Origin of the sequence: Aureibaculum marinum, assembly GCF_003813905.1 — a bacterium.
GTDB classification, from domain to species: domain Bacteria; phylum Bacteroidota; class Bacteroidia; order Flavobacteriales; family Flavobacteriaceae; genus Aureibaculum; species Aureibaculum marinum.
In genome coordinates, this window is the sequence record NZ_RPFJ01000013.1 from 19015 (window position 1) to 37061 (window position 18047).

Consider the following 18047-nt stretch of genomic DNA (forward strand, 5'->3'; position numbering starts at 1 on the left):
AAGTATACATCTCAACTACATATTTGAATTTTTTTTTTATAAAGCTATAAACTATAGTATAGTTTATAGCTTTATTATTTACACCTTTTCAAACTTATTTAAACTAATAACACAAATTCCTGTTATTAGTTAATAAACAACTTAAAATTAACAATATGAGATTCTTAAACATCATATACATTATTATATTTTTGTCTGCTTATAATATAACAGCTCAAAATGTATCATTTGATTTAAATCAGAATATACCAATAGACCCTAACGTAAAAACAGGTACTTTATCTAATGGATTAACTTATTATCTTAAACATAATGAAAAACCTAAAAATAAAGCAGAATTAAGATTAGTCCTTAATGTTGGCTCTATATTAGAAGATAATGACCAACAAGGTTTTGCTCATTTTGTAGAACACATGGCTTTTAATGGAACTAAAAGCTTTCATAAAAATGATTTAATAGACTATTTACAACGTATTGGCGTACAATTTGGAGCTGACTTAAATGCCCATACTGGTTTTGATGAAACGGTATATAAACTTACTGTCCCTACTGATATCGATAGCATTTACAATACAAGCTTACACATTTTGCGAGATTGGGCCGATGGTATTGAATTTTCTGATCAAGAAATTGATAATGAACGTGGTGTAGTTGCTGAAGAATTAAGAGCCCGAAGTGGAGCCAGTATGCGTATGTATTACCAATCAATACCGGTTTTAACAAATAATTCAAGATACGCTGAAAGAATTCCTATCGGTAAATTAGATCTAATTTTAAATGGAAAACACAAAGCTCTTAAGCGTTTTTATAAAGATTGGTATAGACCTGATTTAATGGCATTAGTAATTGTAGGTGATATTGACTTAAAAGAAACTGAGACTAAAATTAAAAAATTGTTTAGTAGCATAAAACCTCTTAAAAATCCTAGAGAACGTATTTATTATAGTATTCCCGACAATAAAGAACCAAAAGCCACAATTATTACAGACAAAGAAGCTTCTTTTACAACTGTAGCTGTTTATTATAAAAAAGAGAAAAAAACTGAAACAACATTACAAGATTATAGAGAAAGTTTATTAGAAACTTTATATACAGGTATGTTAAATCAACGACTATCTGATTTAAAAGAGCAAGCAAATTCTCCTTTTTTGGCTACGGGTACTGGTATAGGAAAGTTTTTAGGCAATAAAGGTGCTTATTACTTGAGAGCCGCTTTAAAGGAAAATCAAATTAAAAATGGAATTGAAGATTTGCTCATTGAAAGTGAACGGGCTAAAAAATACGGTTTTACAAATTCTGAATTCAACAGATATAAAAATTATTTACTAAACAGAGTACAAACTTTAAATAAAGAAGCTGATAAATTGTCGTCAAAAAGTTATACAGAACTGCTCATTGATAATTTTACCGATCAAAAACCAATACCTGGTGTCGCATTTAATTATAAATTTTATAAAAATCAACTAGCTAATATTACACTTGATGAAGTAAATGGTATTGCTAAAAAATGGATTGGTGAAGAAAATATAACAATCGTAATAAATGCACCAGAAAAAAAAGAAGTGGTATTACCTAGTGAAGATTGGATATTAAAAACATTAAAATCCACCCCTACTAAAAATATTGAAACATATAAAGATAAACTGGCAGATAAGGCCTTGATGGAGACATTACCAAGTAGGGGCGAAATTATTGAAACTAAATATAATAAAGAGGTAGATATAACAACCTTTAAACTATCAAATGGCGTTACTGTTATAGCAAAACCAACAACATTTCAAAATGATATCATCTATTTAAATGCTTTTAGACCCGGCGGAAGTTCTACTGCTAACGATTCTATTTATGTTTCTACCAGAAATGCAGGTAACATTATAGGTTCAAGTGGAATTAATAATATCACAGACATCAATCTAAAAAAATTATTAATGGGCAAAACCGTTTCTGTTACACCTCGCATAAATTATTATGAAGAATTAGTTTCTGGTAATAGTAATTTTGAAAGTTTAGAAACTTTATTTCAAATGGTTCATTTATATTTTACTGCTCCAAATAAAGATCAAAATGCTTTTAATGTGAGTAAAAACAACATGATTTCAAGTATTAAAGCATATAAAAATAGTCCATCGGCATATTTTAATGAAGAAGTAAGTAAAATAATGTCAAATAACCATTTAAGGGCAGTATCACTCACTGAAGAGCAGATTGAAAAGAGTCTAAACCTAGACCAAGCTTATAATTTCTATAAAGAGCGGTTTTCTTCGGCTAACGAATTTACTTTTATTTTTGTTGGTAGTTTTGACTTAGAAGCTATAAAAGATTTTTCTGAGCAATACCTTGCTTCTCTTCCTTCTGATTTAAACACAAAAAGTACTTGGAAAGATATTGGCTTACGTTATAATGAAGGTTCTATAAAACAAACTTTTTATAAAGGCATAGACAATAAAGCTAGTGTTGATATACGATTTACTGGAAAACTAAATTTTTCATTAAAAGAAAAGCAAGATATTAGCCTAATTGGTAAGTTATTAAAAATTAAATTGACCGAAGAGCTTAGAGAAAAAATGTCGGGTGTTTATGGTGTGCGTGTATCTGGTTTCGCTTCTGATAAACCCTATGATTGGTATCGATTAAACATTCAGTTTACATGCGACCCAGCTAATGTAAATAAGCTAATTAAGCAAGTTAATGAAGAAATTAACAAACTAAAAACTGAAGGTCCTAAAGAAGAAGATGTTTCTAAAATCAAAAAGGCCGAACTGGCAAATGCTAAAACTTATTTAGAATATAATGGCTATTGGGCGTCAAAAATAAAAACTGCTATTGAGTACAATCTAAACTTTAATGATATTCCAAATTATAAAACTGACATTGAAAAATTGAATACAACTCATTTTAAGAAAGTAGCAAATAGATACTTTAATTATAATAATTATGCCGAGTTTATTTTGTTGCCAGAAAAAAATGAAAAGTAATTTAAATTGAAAAATACTTCTAATTTTAAAAATCACCTCGTTGTATTTCGAGGTGATTTTCTTTTTAAACTAAATTTTAACCCTTTTTTAACACCAATAAACTAAAGGGAAATGCTTATTTTTGCGTTAAATGAATTCATATACATAAAATGAAAAAATTATATATACTTTTTTTAGTTGTGTCACTAACAACTACCGTAATACAAGCTCAAATGGTTAATCCTGTAAAATGGTCAACTTCTGTAAAAAAAATATCAGATACTGATTACGAATTAATTGCTACAGCAACAATAGATTCTGGTTGGCATTTATATTCGCAAACCGTACCTGAAGATGGTCCTATACCTACTACATTTATATTTAATAGTAATTCTAGTTACGTAAAAAAAGGGAATACTAAAGAAGAAAAAGGCATTACAGTACAAGATGCTGTTTTTAATATGGAAATTAAATACTTTGAAAAGAAAACCTCTTTTAAACAACGTATTAAAGTTTTAAAACCAATAAAAAAAATAACCGGAGAAGTAGAATTTATGGCATGCGATGATAGACAATGTACTCCTCCTACAACAATAGATTTAGAATTTAGTTTAAATTAAATACTTTTTGAAAGTTATTTAAATAACTTACGTCTTAGCTAAAAAATAATACAATACATGTCAAAATTCTTAGCACCTCTCTTTTTACTTTTATTCGTTTCTAACACTATTTATTCACAATTAGTTGATCCAGTAAAATGGGAAACAACTTTTGAAAAAAATTCAGACACTGAATATACTTTAATTGCTACCGCTACCATTGAAAATGGTTGGCATTTATACTCTCAAGATGTTCCTGAAGATGGCCCAATTCCTACTACTTTTACCTTTTACACCAATGACGATTTTGAATTAGTAGGAAACACCAATGAAGAGGATGGTCGAATAGTAGATGACCCTGTTTTTAAAATGAAAATTAAATATTTTGAGAATAAAACAGAATTCAGACAACGTATCCGAATATTAAATGAGGAATTATCAGTAGTAAATGGTGAGGTTGAATTTATGGCTTGTGATGACAAAATGTGTACGCCTCCAACAATTAAAGATTTTGTTTTTAACATAAAAAATGGTGCTACAAGTGGAGCAAGCAAGGTTGATGCTACTGCAGACTCTAAAAGTAATACAGACACTGAAAATAAAACATCTAAAGTTAGTACGGACAGTACTGTTAAAGATGAATCTAAAAAAGGATTGTGGGCAATATTTTTTATTGCATTTTTATCAGGTTTTGCAGCTTTATTAACACCATGTGTATTTCCTATGATACCGATGACAGTGAGCTTTTTTACCAAACAAAGTAAATCAAAGGCTGCAGGTATTAAAAATGCAATTATTTACGGAATTTCAATCATTCTAATCTATTTAATTTTAGGTATAGCCGTAACTGCTATTTTTGGTGCTGATGCCTTAAATGCTTTGGCTACTAATGTTTGGTTTAATGTTATTTTCTTTTTGCTATTAGTAATTTTTGCTATTTCATTTTTAGGAGCTTTTGAAATTACCTTACCTAGTTCTTGGGGTACTAAAATTGACAATCAAGCAGATAGAGGTGGTCTTGTTGGTATCTTTTTTATGGCTTTAGCTTTAGCTATTGTTTCTTTTTCTTGTACGGGACCTATTGTTGGAACTTTACTTGTTGAAGCTGCTTCAAAAGGAGGATTAGCACCTGTAATTGGCATGCTTGGTTTCTCTTTAGCTATTGCATTACCTTTCGCTCTTTTTGCTGCATTTCCTGGTTGGTTAAATTCATTACCAAAATCTGGTGGATGGTTAAATACGGTAAAAGTAGTTTTAGGATTTTTAGAATTAGCCTTAGCTTTTAAATTTTTATCTCAAGCCGATTTAGTGTTACAACTGCATTGGTTAGAACGTGAAGTTTTTATAGCTATTTGGATTGCTATTTTTGGAACCTTAGCTCTGTATTTATTTGGTAAAATAAAATTGCCTCACGATTCTCCTTTACAACATATTTCCGTTGGGAGATTAAGTTTAGGTTTACTAGCTTTAACTTTTACTATTTATATGATTCCTGGGTTATGGGGAGCTCCATTAAATATAATTTCAGCCTTCCCTCCTCCTCTTGATTATAGTGAATCTCCTTATGGTGTTGGTAATTCTAAATCTGGAGGATCAACAGCTTCTGTAACTGAAATTCCTGAAGGTGCACATTTATTAGCTCCTCACGATATTTTAGCCTTTAATGATTACGATTTAGGTCTTGCCTATGCTAAAAAAGTAGGAAAACCTATAATGTTAGATTTTACCGGATGGGCTTGTGTTAATTGCCGAAAAATGGAACAAAACGTATGGCCTAAACCTGAAATATTAGACAAATTAAAAAATAAAGTTGTGCTAATTTCTTTATATGTTGATGATAAACGCCCATTGCCAAAAGGTGAAGAAGTTGAATCTAAATTACGACCTGGTAAAAAATTAAAATATATTGGACAAAAATGGAGCGAATTCCAAACTATTCGCTTTAAAGCCAATACACAACCATTTTATGTATTGATAGACCACAATGAAGAAAATTTAAATGATCCTGTTGCTTATACACCAAATGCTGATGAATATTTGGCTTGGTTAGAAGATGGAATTAAAAAGTTTAAATAAGAATTTTGATTAGGTAAATAGATAGATTTTAAAAAAATTGTAATAATTCTCAGAGAAATCACAGAATCAAATTACGAAAATAGTAACAGAAATTAATTGTCTTTAACCTCGTACCAATGCAATTTCATTAGTCATCAAATAATTTCTTTTTGAAACTGGATTTCTTACTGAAAACTATTTACTAAATACTAAGCTTTACAGCTATCGCCTTCTTCTTTTACACCCAATTTAAAAAGGATTTTTTCCATTAAACACCACCGTGTAAAAGAAGATTGTAATAAGTTTGCACCTACAAATAGCGTAAACCATAGCCAATTTTGATTTACATACATTGCCAATAACACACTAACAATTACAAAAGTTCCTGCTATTGCTCTAATCCATCTATTAATCATTATTTTTAATTTTTATATTGATATTTCCTATTATTTCAGAAAATAGATATTCTAATTATTTTCTAAACACTTAAAACAATTCAAATAATCTTATATATCCAAACCATTAACCATTAATTATCAACTACTTAAAAAACAATAAGCTAATTTGACCTCTCAATATTTACTACGGCCAAATGCACTTTTGATAATACTTCTTGCTTACCATTAAACTCTTCAACCAATTTAAAAAGTTGATCTACATTTTTATTCTCTACAAAAGCATAATAAAGTATTGATTGGCTTTCATTTCTACTGCTTCCAAACCAGTTTTCATCTTCAACTTCACTAGGTAAACCTCTAAAACCTTTTACATTTTGATAAGAAAATGTTTTCACTTCCGAAATTTTTAGCATTTGCCTAATAGCTTTATCATAGGCTGCTACTGCAGTGATTATTAATAGTTTCATATTCCTCTATATTTAAAAGCCTTTAGCCCCCTTTAAATGTGGAGAATCAAATGGCGTGTTAATACTTAAACTCTACTTCTCGTCTTTATTTTCTGTTTCTTTTATTTTATGATAATCGTCTTCACTACTTTCTGTATGTTCCCATTTCTTTTTCTCTATCATATAGTATACTAATGGTACTACCAACAATGTCAGTACTGTAGAAACAATTGTTCCCCCCATTAATGATATAGCTAATCCTTGAAAAATTGGATCAAACAGAATTACAAATGCACCAATAACAACTGTTCCTGCGGTTAACAAAATAGGAGTTGTTCTTACTGCTCCAGCTTCAATTGCAGCTTGTTTTAAAGGAATACCTTCTGCTGTTCTAAGATTAATAAAGTCAATTAATAACACTGAGTTTCGTACCATAATACCAGCTAAAGCAATCATACCTATAAAAGAAGTGGCTGTAAAAAAGGCTCCCATTATCCAGTGTCCCAAAATAATTCCAATCAATGATAGCGGTATAGCCACCATCATTACAATAGGAGCTTTAAAGTTTTGAAACCAACCTACAATTAAAATATAAATTAGAATAATAGCACCTAAAAAAGCTATTCCTAAATCCCTAAATACTTCTAAGGTAATTTGCCATTCTCCATCCCATTTTACAGTATAATTATCTTCAAAATCAGGTTGCTCTAAATACAATTCATTGATCTCATATCCTTTTGGCAATGGAATTTCTTTTAATTTTTTTTCCATTCCTAAAATGGCATAGGCAGGACTTTCCAATTTACCAGCCATATCAGCCAATACATAAACCACCCGCTTTTGATTTTTACGAAAAATACTTTTTGCACTAGTAGTTTCATTAATGGTTACCAAATCGGCAATAGGAATCATTGTTCCCTGTTTTGATTTTACTTTTAACTGAGAAATATCAGTTATTGTAGACTTTTCTTTTTCATCTAAACTTAGCACTAATCCCACTTGGTTACTTGCATCTTCATCATACAATGTTGTTATGGCTCTATCAGATAATGCCATGTTCATTGTATAAGTAATTTGTTGAGGTGCAACACCATATAACATAGCTTTTTCCTTATCAATAACAAATTGAAATTCGGTTTGATCTGACTCAACCATCCAATCAACATCTACTACATCATCAGTATTATGTAAAATGGATTGGATGTTATTTGCAATTTTAATTTGCTCATTATAATCTGGTCCATAAACCTCAGCAACAATAGTTGACATTACTGGAGGTCCTGGTGGCACTTCCACAAGTTTGACATTTGCGTTGAACTTTGCAGCTATTTTTTGAATATCTGGACGTAATAATTTAGCAATATCATGACTTTGAGCACTGCGATTCTCTTTGTCTAATAAATTTACTTGAATATCTGCCATATTACTACCTCCTCGTAAATCATAATGACGTACTAAACCATTAAATGTAATTGGTGCAGAAGTACCTATATAATTTTGATAATTTACAACTTCTGGCCGAGTAGATAAGTATTGAGATATTTCTTGTGCTACAACACCAGTACGCTCTAAAGTTGTACCTTCAGGCATATCAATAACAACCTGAAATTCATTTTTGTTATCAAAAGGTAACATTTTTACAGCTACTGAATTGGTAAAAAATAACATCATAGTGCCTAACAAAACAAAAAAGGTAATTGCTAAGAACATCCAACGTTTTGCTTTGCTTTCCATCAATGGACGCTCAAATTTGTTATACAAACGATAAATCAACGTATTTTCTAAAGGTTTTTTAACCTTTTCTGGCTCTCCTTTTTTTGTTTTTTCTCTTAAGAAAATATACCCTAAATAAGGTGTTGCTGTTAATGCCACAAACAGTGATAAAATCATAGCTATTGAAGCTCCAATTGGCATAGGTGCCATATAAGGTCCCATTAAACCAGAAACAAAAGCCATAGGTAACACAGAAGCTATAACCGTAAATGTTGCTAAAATAGTTGGGTTTCCAACTTCATTAATTGCATATAATGCCGCTTGCTTAAATGGCAAACGTTTCATTTTAAAATGCCTATGCATATTCTCAGCAATAATAATAGAGTCATCAACCACAATACCTGTTACAAAAACTAAAGCAAATAATGTAATTCGGTTTAATGTGTAATCCATTACATAATAACTTAATAGCGTTAAAGCAAATGTAATAGGTACAGATAAAAACACTACCAAACCACCACGCCAGCCCATAGCAAGCATTACTACAAAAGTTACAGCTACAATAGAACCAATAAGGTGCAATAATAATTCAGATACTTTATGAGAAGCTGTTTCTCCATAATTTCTAGTAATTTCTACATGTACGTCATCTGGAATTAGATTAGCTCGTAAATGGTCTACCTTATCAATAATAACTTCTGCTATTTTCATAGCATCTGCACCTTTTCTTTTGGCTATAGAAATAGTAACCGCAGGATAATCTGATTTATAGTTTTGTACTTTTTCGCTGCCTTGACCAAATCCTAAACTAACATAATTTTGAGGTACCTCTGGACCATCAATAATAGTTGCTATTTGTTTTAAATAAATAGGTTGATTTTGTTGAACACCTACTACTAAATTCTCAATATCGGTAACTGTTTCTAAAAACTTACCTGTGTTTATAAGAAACTCAGTATCATTTTTATCAAAGCTCCCTGAATTTAATTGGCTATTATTTGCCTTAATCATTTCAGAAACCGATAAAAAATCTAAACCACTAGCCGCTAATTTATCTTTATCTAAAACTACACGTAACTGTCGCTTTCTACCTCCAATTTTATTGGTTATAGCTACATCTTTCACTTTTTTTATTTCCCCCTCTAATTCTTCTGCCAATTGACCTAATTGATAATCATCATAACTCTCACTCCATAATGTTAAGGCAAGCATTGGAACATCATCAATAGCTCTTGTTTTCACTAATGGAAACGTTACCCCTTCAGGCATTTTATCCATATGCTTATTAACTTCGTTGTAAAGTTTCACAAACGAACGCTCAATATCTTCACCTACATAAAACTGTACGGTAACCATCCCCTGCTCTTTCATTGATGTTGAGTACACATACTCTACACCTTTAATATTTGAAATTAACTGCTCTAATGGCTTTATTACACGTGATTCTACTTCCGTAGGACTAGCACCAGGATAACCAACAAAAATGTCAGCCATAGGTACATCAATTTGTGGTTCTTCCTCACGTGGAATTAAAAACGAACTATAAACACCAATAACCATAAATACAATCATTAACAGTACTGTTAACTTAGATTGCATAAAAACCTTGGCGATTTTACCTGCGATTCCTTCTTTCATAATTGTAGCCCCTATCCCTAAAAAGGAAACTAAATTGGGGTATTTTATTAGTTAATATTAAACTCATAATCTTAAAAAGAACTGTAAACGAGCTTCTTTTTGATTACTTTTTTTGACTTTCTAACTATTTTTATTGCCTACTGAATACTCACCTTAGCACCATTAAAAAGCTTTCCTTCAGCAGAGATAATATAGGTTTCATCTGAATTTAACCCAGATAAAACTTCTACTTGATCTCCATAAGTTCTACCTAAACGTAACCAACGTAATACGGCTGTATTAGTCTGACTTACGGTATAGACGCCTGTTAATTGTCCACGGGTAACTGTAGCTGCTATAGGTATTAAAAGAGCTTCATCTTTGGCTTGCTTTTCTACTGGAAATTGAACAGTAACAAACATCCCAGAGAGAATATTGGCATTAGTTTTATCTAAAACTATTTTAACTAAATATTGTCCCCCTGTATTTTTAGCAGAAGTACTAATTTCTGTTACCTTACCTCTTAAGGTTGTACCAATAGATTTTACTAAAACGGAAACTTCTGAACCTTTTATAATTCTTGAAATTTCCGTTTCTGGAACCATAGCCTTTACTTCAAACTTACCTGGTGTTTCTATACTTATTAGAGGCACTCCTGGATTTGCCATATCTCCGGCCTCAATATTTTTACTAGTTATAATGCCACTAAAGGGAGCTGTAATATTGCTATAAGCAAACTGAGCACTAATTTCATTTTTCATTTCATTTGCTGATTCTAAACGTGCTTTTGCCATTTCAAAATTGGCAGTTATGTCATCCATTTCTTTTTGAGATGCACTATTTTCTGCCACTAAACTTTGAAAACGTTCATAATCTTTTTTAGCATTATTATATGCTGCTGTTGCTTCTGTTATACCTGCATTTACTTGTGCTCTTTTTGCTTGTAAATCTGCATTATTAATTGAAACTAAAAGTTGTCCTTTTCTAACCTTATCACCAACATTGACATATACTTTATTTACATATCCCATCATTCTTGTACTTAAATCAGCACTATTCGAAGCTTCTATTTTTCCACTTGCAGTAATAAATTGATTATCGGCTGCAGTAGTACCGCTCACCTTTACAACAATAGGACTAGAATTGTCAACAATAGCTTTATTTTCCTTACTTCCACAATTTATTAGAAGAAGTGAAAGGGCAAATACTGTTGTTATTTGAATATATTTTTTCATTTTTTATTGTTTTTCTATTTGTTCTATTGACTATTTTCCTTTTGTACTAAACCTTCTTATTTTGTTAAAAATTCGACATATTTTAACATATAATTATGTTTAAAAACTGTACTGTAATATTCTAATTGTTTTTGAGCAAATTGCGTTTCTGACATTAATAAATCGGTGGTCTTTTCCAACCCTTGTTTAAATCGATTTGTTCTTATTCTTAATGCTTCTTCAGATTGTTCTAAACTTAATTTTGAAAGCTTTAAATTATTTTTAGCATCTTGTAAATCACGTTTAGCTTTATCAAGCTCCATAGTACTTGTAGCTTTGTACTGAGCCATTTCAAACTTAGACTTTTCGTAAGCTGCTTTACTTTTTTGTGTTTTTCCAAATCGTTTTGAACCTTCAAAAATAGTCCAGCTTAATGCAGCTCCAACAAGGTATCCGTTCGCATCTCCTTGAAAGATATTGTCGTCATACAACTCATAACTTCCAAATAGGTTTAATCTAGGCATAAAACTCATTTTATCAGCTTTATACATCTTTTCATATGCCAATGTAGCTTTTTCATATGCTTGAATATCCTTTCTATTTTCTAGAATACTATTCTCTGAAAAACTTTCTTCAACAACCCTTAATGAATCTATAGGTTTTAGCACTTTATCATAATCATCATTCATTAAAACAGACAAATAGTTAGAGGCATTAATAATATTACTTTTGGCATATTGCAATTGATTTTCAATTTCAGTTACACGAACTTCAACTGCCAATACATCAGACTTTTGCAAATAACCTTGTTTATAACTATTATCAGCAATACGTTTATGCTCTAAAGCAGTTTCATGAGCTTTTTCCAACACATCAACAGCTTTGTATGCCAGTTGTAATTGCATGTATGCTTTTTCAACTTCAAGACTCATATATTCTTTGGTACGCTCTGATTGTAATTCTGCAGCATTTAATTTAGCTTTTGCTGCACTTCGTTGATAAAAACCATCAAAATTTAATAGTGGTTGTTGCACCTCTATTTTAGTCGCATAATTTTCAACACTTTCAGGATCATTTAATAATGTAGGATTAAAATCATTTTGAGTCAAAATTTCTTGATTTAATTTAAATCCAAAAGCCATTAAAGGATTATTGGTTTTCATGGCTGTATGAGAAACACCAATAGTTGGTAACAAAATAGCATTGGTTTGTCTATAATCACCTTGAGCCGCTTTCACATCTTGCTCAGCCATTTTAAGACTATTATTTTGCTCATTAGCTTTAGCTATAGCCTCTTGTTTTGTTATTAATTTTATTTTTTGGGCAGTAGATATAATTGGTATTAATATCAAGATTGCCGTATATAATAATTGCTTCATTTCTAATTAATTTTAACACAAAAATAGGTTGGTATACATGATGTGAACGTAACCTATGTTACCAAACAATTAAATAGAGTGTTATAAGGGAACATTCACAGTTTATTTACTGTATTTCTGAAAGTTAAACATCTTTTTATTCTTAAAAAAAGCACCTTATATTAAATATTAGGTGCTCTCTAAAATCAATAAACTATTATGAAAAAAATCACATAATTCTTTATAAAATAAATTTCTATATATTTTTTCTTGTACCTCCATGACCACCAGCAACAATTACTAATATTTTAAGACTTAAATAAATGTATTTAAAGAATTGAATAATGGGATTTGTCATTATAAATCGTTTTGTTTTCGATATTCTTTGTGTCATGATATTGCGTTTTATTTTGTTATGTTTATTGTTTTATACTCTAAAAGATTGAGGAATCTTTGTAAAAATTCCAACTAAACATTATTAACTGGATTTTATTCTGGTATTAACCACCAAAAAGGTTTCATTTTAGCCTTATAAAGAAATGCATAATGTAATGTTAATTTTAGCCAATGTCCAGCCAATCCAATATCTCCAAAAGTTTTACCTAATTTTCTTCCTTGAGTATCAGGATATTTCACATAATCTGGCACAATAGGAAAGGTAGTAATACTAACACCACTCCCTTTCATTAATCCATACCCTGCAGATGCAATACAAGCGGCTCCCATATTTCCTAAAGAACCTCTATGATTCAATGTTTTTTTACCATTTATAATATCGATAATATTTTCTGCAACTAATTTTGCTGTAATACCAGAAGGCATTCCTGTTCTTGGAGGTGCTGGCGATATTGATGTTCCATTTTTACTTACTCGAGGTTTAGAAATTGCATGTGGAGGTGCAAAAGCAATACCTGGAGCAAATATATTTTTATATGAAGGGTTTTGATAGGTCTCAGGCCAATCCTGTACAGTCCATTGTTCATAAGGCTTAGGTGTATAATCCGCATCTACAAGCATAAACCCTTTAAATAGTTTTTCTGTAATATCATTATCCGATTTATCATAAGCCTTAAATCCATGACCCGAAAAAGCAGGAATTAACATTGCAAAATCAAAATTTTCTGATTTATACTCGCCATCAAGAGTTTCGTAATGAGCAACACCGTCTTCAATTTTATTAACTCCTGCCCTAGTAATCCATTTTATACCTCTATCCTCAAACACCATTTCTATCATTTCACTAGATTTCATAATGTTATTACCATAACTTAGTAACATTCCATCCATACCAAAATCACCCAATTGATATTCATTAGCTATCCAAGTTATTTCAGCTTTATCTCTTACTTTATGTCTTCTTAACTCTTTTTCAACATTTAAAATATATTCAAAAGCTGCCCCTTGACAAGTAGATTTTGCGTGACCTGTGCCTATTAATATTTTGGCTTTTTTACCTTGCTTCATTTGCTGAATTACCTTATTTAAACCTTGCCAAGCATGTTCTGCATGCCCATAAGTACAAACAGAATAGACCTTATTTTTTCCAGGTATTAACCCTTCTGTCATATCAAATGCTAACTTTGGACCTGTAGCATTAATAAGATAATCGTAAGTGACTTTTTCAAAATTTCCTTTGTTCTCACCTATTACATATTCTATTAACACATAAGGTTTATCAACCTCACTGTCTCCTTCTGGATGAAAAGAAACCGCCTTTGCTTGCTTAAAGCCAATTTTTTTCTTTTTATACAGTGGTGCTAATGGAAATAAAATTTGTTCTGATTTCATTCTACCAATTCCAACCCAAATATTTGAAGGGATCCATTGATAATTACTGTTAGGAGAAACCACCAGAACTTCGTGGTTTTTAGAAAGTTTTCTACGTAAATGGGTTGCCGCAACATGCCCAGAAATACCAGCTCCTAATATTACTATTTTTGCCATATTAGTCAAATTTTATACTTATAAAACTATATCAAAACCTATTGGGATACAATGATATAGGTCAGTAAAGTTGCGGCATTTATTTAAAGTAGGATGTAACTAATGTTACTCAATAAAAATACAATCGAAATGATTAAGGATTATGACTTTCTTATCTTAATTTATAAAAATTATAAAACTAATTTTTTAATTTTTGTTGAAGAAACAGGAAGGTGAACTCTATTTTATTCCTCAAAAACAACATTCCAAATTCCACGAACTTGATTTACATCATAACCTTTGGCTTTATCCTCTGGATATAATTTATCAATCATGGTAATTACTTCCGGTTTTATTTGTTCATTAGGCTTACCGTGACATTGTAAACACATTTGATTGGTAGCAATTGGGTAATAGTAATGAATTTTTCCATCTTTCTTTTTTACAATCCCTTGTGGTTGCTCTCCTGCAGCCAATTGCTTTTTAAAGGTTTCTATAAACTCTAATTCTTCTGTATTGGCTTGATTGTTAGGGTTTCTAGGCTTATCTGACACTCTGCTAATTTTAGCTTTTTGAGCCACCGCCATACTATCAGTTAAAGGAATTGCTTTTACATTACAAAATTCAAGTGCATGCTCAGTACCTTTAGATTGAATGGCTCCCATTAAATTTTTACCTAATTCTGCCTTCGTAGTCATAGCATATTTTAAGCCAGTTGCAGCGTAAACAGAATCACTCACCTGGTTATTATCTTGTTCTATAACAGTAGTACTTTGCTTCTCTTTTTTTACATCACTTTTACATGCAGAAACTACTAGTAGTAAAAAAAATAGAATAAATAGGTTTGTTTTTTTCATGACTATTACGTTTTATTTGAAACAAAAATACCTTCTTAATTTTAGGTTAACGTAACAATAGTAACATTAAACCTTTATTTATTTAACTTATGAATTACTAAAAAAGCTAGAAATAACCCAATGGCTCCTCCAATTAAAGAAACTAATATATTAATTGTAAATAGACTTATATTAACCATTCCAGTTTCCATGATAAATTGAGGACCAAAACCAAGCCTTCCAAAAAATTTCACCAAAAATATACTCCCAAAAATTCCAGTAATAACATTTCCTGTAAATCCTAAGCTATATTTTTTCTTTAGAATACTAAGTAAGTTAGCCCCTATAATACCAATAAAGATACTAATTATTGAAATTAACGTATCTGTCATCTTTAAACCTTATTTATTTCAAATAAAACTCCTTAATGTTCACCATATCCTACATCATCCATTTTGCCTTTAAAAACACGATATTGAACAAACATGTATATAGCAACTAAAATGGTAGCAATTACAAACCAATATACACCAACAGACAAACCATATTCATGAGCAGCAACATTATATACTGTTAATGATGGATTTACAGTATTTGTAGAGGGTAATAATTTTGGAAATATAGAAGCAACTGTTGTTGTTAAGCCTCCAAATAGAAATAATGACGAAAATAAAAATCCTAAGCCATCTCTTTTAAAGGATTTTACTTTAAATAACCCAAACAGCCCAATAAAAGTAATTATTGGAAATATCCAAAACCATGGATATTCTATAAAATTATGAAAAGGATTAGGTTCAATAATGTGCCATATAGACAAAGAAATAATAACCAAAACTAATAACAACAAATTTAGCTTAAAAATGGTTTTTTTTAGCTTATGATTAAGATCTGAATTGGTTTTAAAAATAATCCAGTTTGCACCATGTATTGTCAATGCTACTACCGCAACTAACCCTAGTAAAATAGTAAACCAATCTATTATACCTAAATGTTCTGTTGTTGGACTAAATGTTGGGTTCCACAATGGTAAAAAGAAATAATGTGCCTCATGTGTTGAACTGCCATCAGTAACCATTCCTAAATTAACACCTCTAACAACATTACCTAAAGCGATACCAAAAAAAAGTGCTAATAATAAACTAGCTATACCAAACGCCTTATCCCAAACCAATTGCCATAATTTATTATGAACTTGCCCTCTTAATTCCAAACCTACAGCTCTAAATATTAGCAACCATAGAATCATTATTAAAGGTAAATAAAATCCACTAAAAGAGGAAGCATATAACGTTGGAAAAGCGAAAAACAAGACTCCTCCAGCAGCAATTAGCCAAACTTCATTCGCATCCCAAAAGGGACCAATAGCATTAGTAATTGCTTTTTTATCTTTTTCTTTTTTAGCAAAAAATAGATGAATAATACCTGCACCAAAATCGTAACCATCTAAAATAATATAGACAGTAAGCATGATCATTAAAACAATATACCAAAATAATTCCATAATTATTGATTTGAGGTTTCTGGACCTTTATTTATAATTTTACCTGCCAACATTAAAAATAAAAGTGCTAATAACAAATAAAGCCCTATAAAACCTAGTAATGTAAATAAGGTATTTCCGGACGAAACTGTTGGCGAAATACCTTCTGAAGTCTTTAATAAATTATAGACCAACCAAGGTTGTCTTCCTAATTCAGCTGTGTACCAACCTGTTGTATTTGCTATGTAAGGAAATGGCAACATAAATAACAATGACCATAATACCCATTTGGTTTTATATAGTTTTTTTCTATATAACTGCAAGGCTGCTATTCCCATCAGACCAATAAATATTGTACCTAAACCAACCATAATATGATACGAATAATACAAGCCTGGAACGTTTGTAGGGTGTACACTTTCATCAAATTCATTCAACCCCTTAATTTCTGCATTCCAATTTTGGTAGGTTAAAAAACTCAACACATTAGGCACTGCTATTTTGTTATCCAATTTTTTATTTTCCATATCAGGCTGACCAATCAATACAATTTCAGATCCACCTTCTTCGGTTTCAAAAATACCCTCCATTGCTGCAAAAGTTACTGGTTGGTGCTTTGCAACATTTTTTGCAGTCCAATCTCCTGTAGGAAATGCTACCAATACACTTGAAATTAAACCAAAAATAACACCTGTTTTTACAAATAGTTTTCCAAAATCGTTGTGTTTGTTATTCAATAAATAAAAAGCACCAATAGCAGCTACCACAAATGATGATGTTATTATAGAAGCAAATTGATTATGTAAATATGCAGGCATTAACCAAGGATTAGAAAATAGAGCACTAAAATTAGTAAGTACAAATTTTCCGTTTTCTAAAATTTCATATCCAACTGGAAATTGCATCCAAGAGTGTGTAGCTATAATTAAATATCCACTAGCCCAAGATCCTAAAAACACCAAAAATCCAGTCAAAAAATGTAATTTTTGACCTAATAGTTTCTCACCAAATAGAAAAAGTCCTAAAAAAGAAGATTCTAAAAAGAAAGAGAACATTCCTTCCATGGCAAGTGTTTGACCTATAATACCTCCTGTTAATTCAGAGAATTTAGCCCAATTGGTACCAAATTGAAATTCCATTGGAATACCCGTTACCACACCCATAGCAAAATTGAGAGCAAAAATTTTCATCCAAAATTTTGCAGCATCATTATATTTATCAATTTTAGTCCTGAGAAATTTCCATTTAAAATAAACTATCATTAAAGATAATCCCATAGTTAATTGTGGAAATAAATAATGGAAAGTAATAGTAAATGCAAATTGCATCCTATCATAAAAGATCATATCTTCCATAATGAAAGGAGTTTAGAATAGAGGTATAAAGTTACCTATTATTTTAATTTTATGTGTAACATTGGTTGCTTAAAAAAACAACCTATCTAATTGATATTA

At 30.7% G+C, this 18047-nt stretch carries 14 protein-coding genes; 3 read left to right on the forward strand and 11 right to left on the reverse strand.

Going from position 1 to position 18047, the window contains the following annotated elements; all coding sequences use genetic code 11:
* The first annotated feature begins 155 nt into the window (after positions 1–155).
* The 3 genes from EGM88_RS10630 to EGM88_RS10640 all read left to right on the forward strand — a co-directional run bounded on the left by EGM88_RS10630 (position 156) and on the right by EGM88_RS10640 (position 5629).
* Complete coding sequence (locus EGM88_RS10630; RefSeq protein ID WP_123898272.1) at positions 156–2975, forward strand: M16 family metallopeptidase; 2820 nt, start codon at positions 156–158, stop codon at positions 2973–2975.
* Between the two features lie 149 nt (positions 2976–3124).
* The gene (locus tag EGM88_RS10635) at positions 3125–3574 is read left to right on the forward strand and encodes a protein-disulfide reductase DsbD domain-containing protein (RefSeq protein WP_123898273.1); all 450 of its coding nucleotides are present in this window, start codon (positions 3125–3127) and stop codon (positions 3572–3574) included.
* Between the two features lie 57 nt (positions 3575–3631).
* A complete protein-coding gene (locus tag EGM88_RS10640) occupies positions 3632–5629 on the forward strand; it encodes a protein-disulfide reductase DsbD family protein (RefSeq protein WP_123898274.1) in 1998 nt (665 codons plus the stop codon).
* 188 nt (positions 5630–5817) lie between these two features.
* On the opposite strand, the gene EGM88_RS10645 is transcribed toward EGM88_RS10640, so the two are convergent.
* The 11 genes from EGM88_RS10645 to EGM88_RS10690 form a co-directional block, all read right to left on the reverse strand.
* Positions 5818–6024: a YgaP family membrane protein gene (locus EGM88_RS10645; RefSeq protein WP_123898275.1), complete on the reverse strand. Its 207-nt coding sequence runs from the start codon at positions 6022–6024 to the stop codon at positions 5818–5820.
* A 143-nt stretch (positions 6025–6167) separates the two neighbouring features.
* Positions 6168–6473: a hypothetical protein gene (locus EGM88_RS10650; protein WP_123898276.1), complete on the reverse strand. Its 306-nt coding sequence runs from the start codon at positions 6471–6473 to the stop codon at positions 6168–6170.
* A 72-nt stretch (positions 6474–6545) separates the two neighbouring features.
* Positions 6546–9803 carry an efflux RND transporter permease subunit gene (locus EGM88_RS10655; RefSeq protein WP_123898277.1) on the reverse strand — a complete coding sequence of 1086 codons (3258 nt, stop codon included), beginning with the start codon at positions 9801–9803 and terminating at the stop codon, positions 6546–6548.
* Positions 9804–9940: 137 nt separating this feature from the next.
* A complete protein-coding gene (locus EGM88_RS10660; protein WP_123898278.1) occupies positions 9941–11017 on the reverse strand; it encodes an efflux RND transporter periplasmic adaptor subunit in 1077 nt (358 codons plus the stop codon).
* Between the two features lie 56 nt (positions 11018–11073).
* Positions 11074–12375: a TolC family protein gene (locus EGM88_RS10665; RefSeq protein WP_123898279.1), complete on the reverse strand. Its 1302-nt coding sequence runs from the start codon at positions 12373–12375 to the stop codon at positions 11074–11076.
* A 235-nt stretch (positions 12376–12610) separates the two neighbouring features.
* Positions 12611–12748, reverse strand: a complete 138-nt coding sequence (locus EGM88_RS15935; protein ID WP_203229453.1) for a hypothetical protein — start codon at positions 12746–12748, stop codon at positions 12611–12613.
* A 95-nt stretch (positions 12749–12843) separates the two neighbouring features.
* Positions 12844–14298, reverse strand: coding sequence for an NAD(P)/FAD-dependent oxidoreductase (locus tag EGM88_RS10670; RefSeq protein WP_123898280.1), 1455 nt, complete (start codon positions 14296–14298; stop codon positions 12844–12846).
* 224 nt (positions 14299–14522) lie between these two features.
* Positions 14523–15134: a Tll0287-like domain-containing protein gene (locus EGM88_RS10675; RefSeq protein ID WP_123898281.1), complete on the reverse strand. Its 612-nt coding sequence runs from the start codon at positions 15132–15134 to the stop codon at positions 14523–14525.
* Positions 15135–15208: 74 nt separating this feature from the next.
* Positions 15209–15505 carry a hypothetical protein gene (locus EGM88_RS10680; RefSeq protein ID WP_123898282.1) on the reverse strand — a complete coding sequence of 99 codons (297 nt, stop codon included), beginning with the start codon at positions 15503–15505 and terminating at the stop codon, positions 15209–15211.
* 32 nt (positions 15506–15537) lie between these two features.
* Positions 15538–16614: a cytochrome d ubiquinol oxidase subunit II gene (gene cydB / locus EGM88_RS10685; protein ID WP_123898283.1), complete on the reverse strand. Its 1077-nt coding sequence runs from the start codon at positions 16612–16614 to the stop codon at positions 15538–15540.
* A 2-nt stretch (positions 16615–16616) separates the two neighbouring features.
* Positions 16617–17948: a cytochrome ubiquinol oxidase subunit I gene (locus EGM88_RS10690; RefSeq protein ID WP_123898284.1), complete on the reverse strand. Its 1332-nt coding sequence runs from the start codon at positions 17946–17948 to the stop codon at positions 16617–16619.
* Positions 17949–18047 lie beyond the last annotated feature (99 nt).

Coding starts and splice junctions, on each gene's coding strand:
- EGM88_RS10630 (WP_123898272.1), top strand. CDS start 156: ATGAGATTCTTAAACATCATATACATTATTATATTTTTGTCTGCTTAT.
- EGM88_RS10635 (WP_123898273.1), top strand. CDS start 3,125: ATGAAAAAATTATATATACTTTTTTTAGTTGTGTCACTAACAACTACC.
- EGM88_RS10640 (WP_123898274.1), top strand. CDS start 3,632: ATGTCAAAATTCTTAGCACCTCTCTTTTTACTTTTATTCGTTTCTAAC.
- EGM88_RS10645 (WP_123898275.1), bottom strand. CDS start 6,024: ATGATTAATAGATGGATTAGAGCAATAGCAGGAACTTTTGTAATTGTT.
- EGM88_RS10650 (WP_123898276.1), bottom strand. CDS start 6,473: ATGAAACTATTAATAATCACTGCAGTAGCAGCCTATGATAAAGCTATT.
- EGM88_RS10655 (WP_123898277.1), bottom strand. CDS start 9,803: ATGAAAGAAGGAATCGCAGGTAAAATCGCCAAGGTTTTTATGCAATCT.
- EGM88_RS10660 (WP_123898278.1), bottom strand. CDS start 11,017: ATGAAAAAATATATTCAAATAACAACAGTATTTGCCCTTTCACTTCTT.
- EGM88_RS10665 (WP_123898279.1), bottom strand. CDS start 12,375: ATGAAGCAATTATTATATACGGCAATCTTGATATTAATACCAATTATA.
- EGM88_RS15935 (WP_203229453.1), bottom strand. CDS start 12,748: ATGACACAAAGAATATCGAAAACAAAACGATTTATAATGACAAATCCC.
- EGM88_RS10670 (WP_123898280.1), bottom strand. CDS start 14,298: ATGGCAAAAATAGTAATATTAGGAGCTGGTATTTCTGGGCATGTTGCG.
- EGM88_RS10675 (WP_123898281.1), bottom strand. CDS start 15,134: ATGAAAAAAACAAACCTATTTATTCTATTTTTTTTACTACTAGTAGTT.
- EGM88_RS10680 (WP_123898282.1), bottom strand. CDS start 15,505: ATGACAGATACGTTAATTTCAATAATTAGTATCTTTATTGGTATTATA.
- cydB (WP_123898283.1), bottom strand. CDS start 16,614: ATGGAATTATTTTGGTATATTGTTTTAATGATCATGCTTACTGTCTAT.
- EGM88_RS10690 (WP_123898284.1), bottom strand. CDS start 17,948: ATGGAAGATATGATCTTTTATGATAGGATGCAATTTGCATTTACTATT.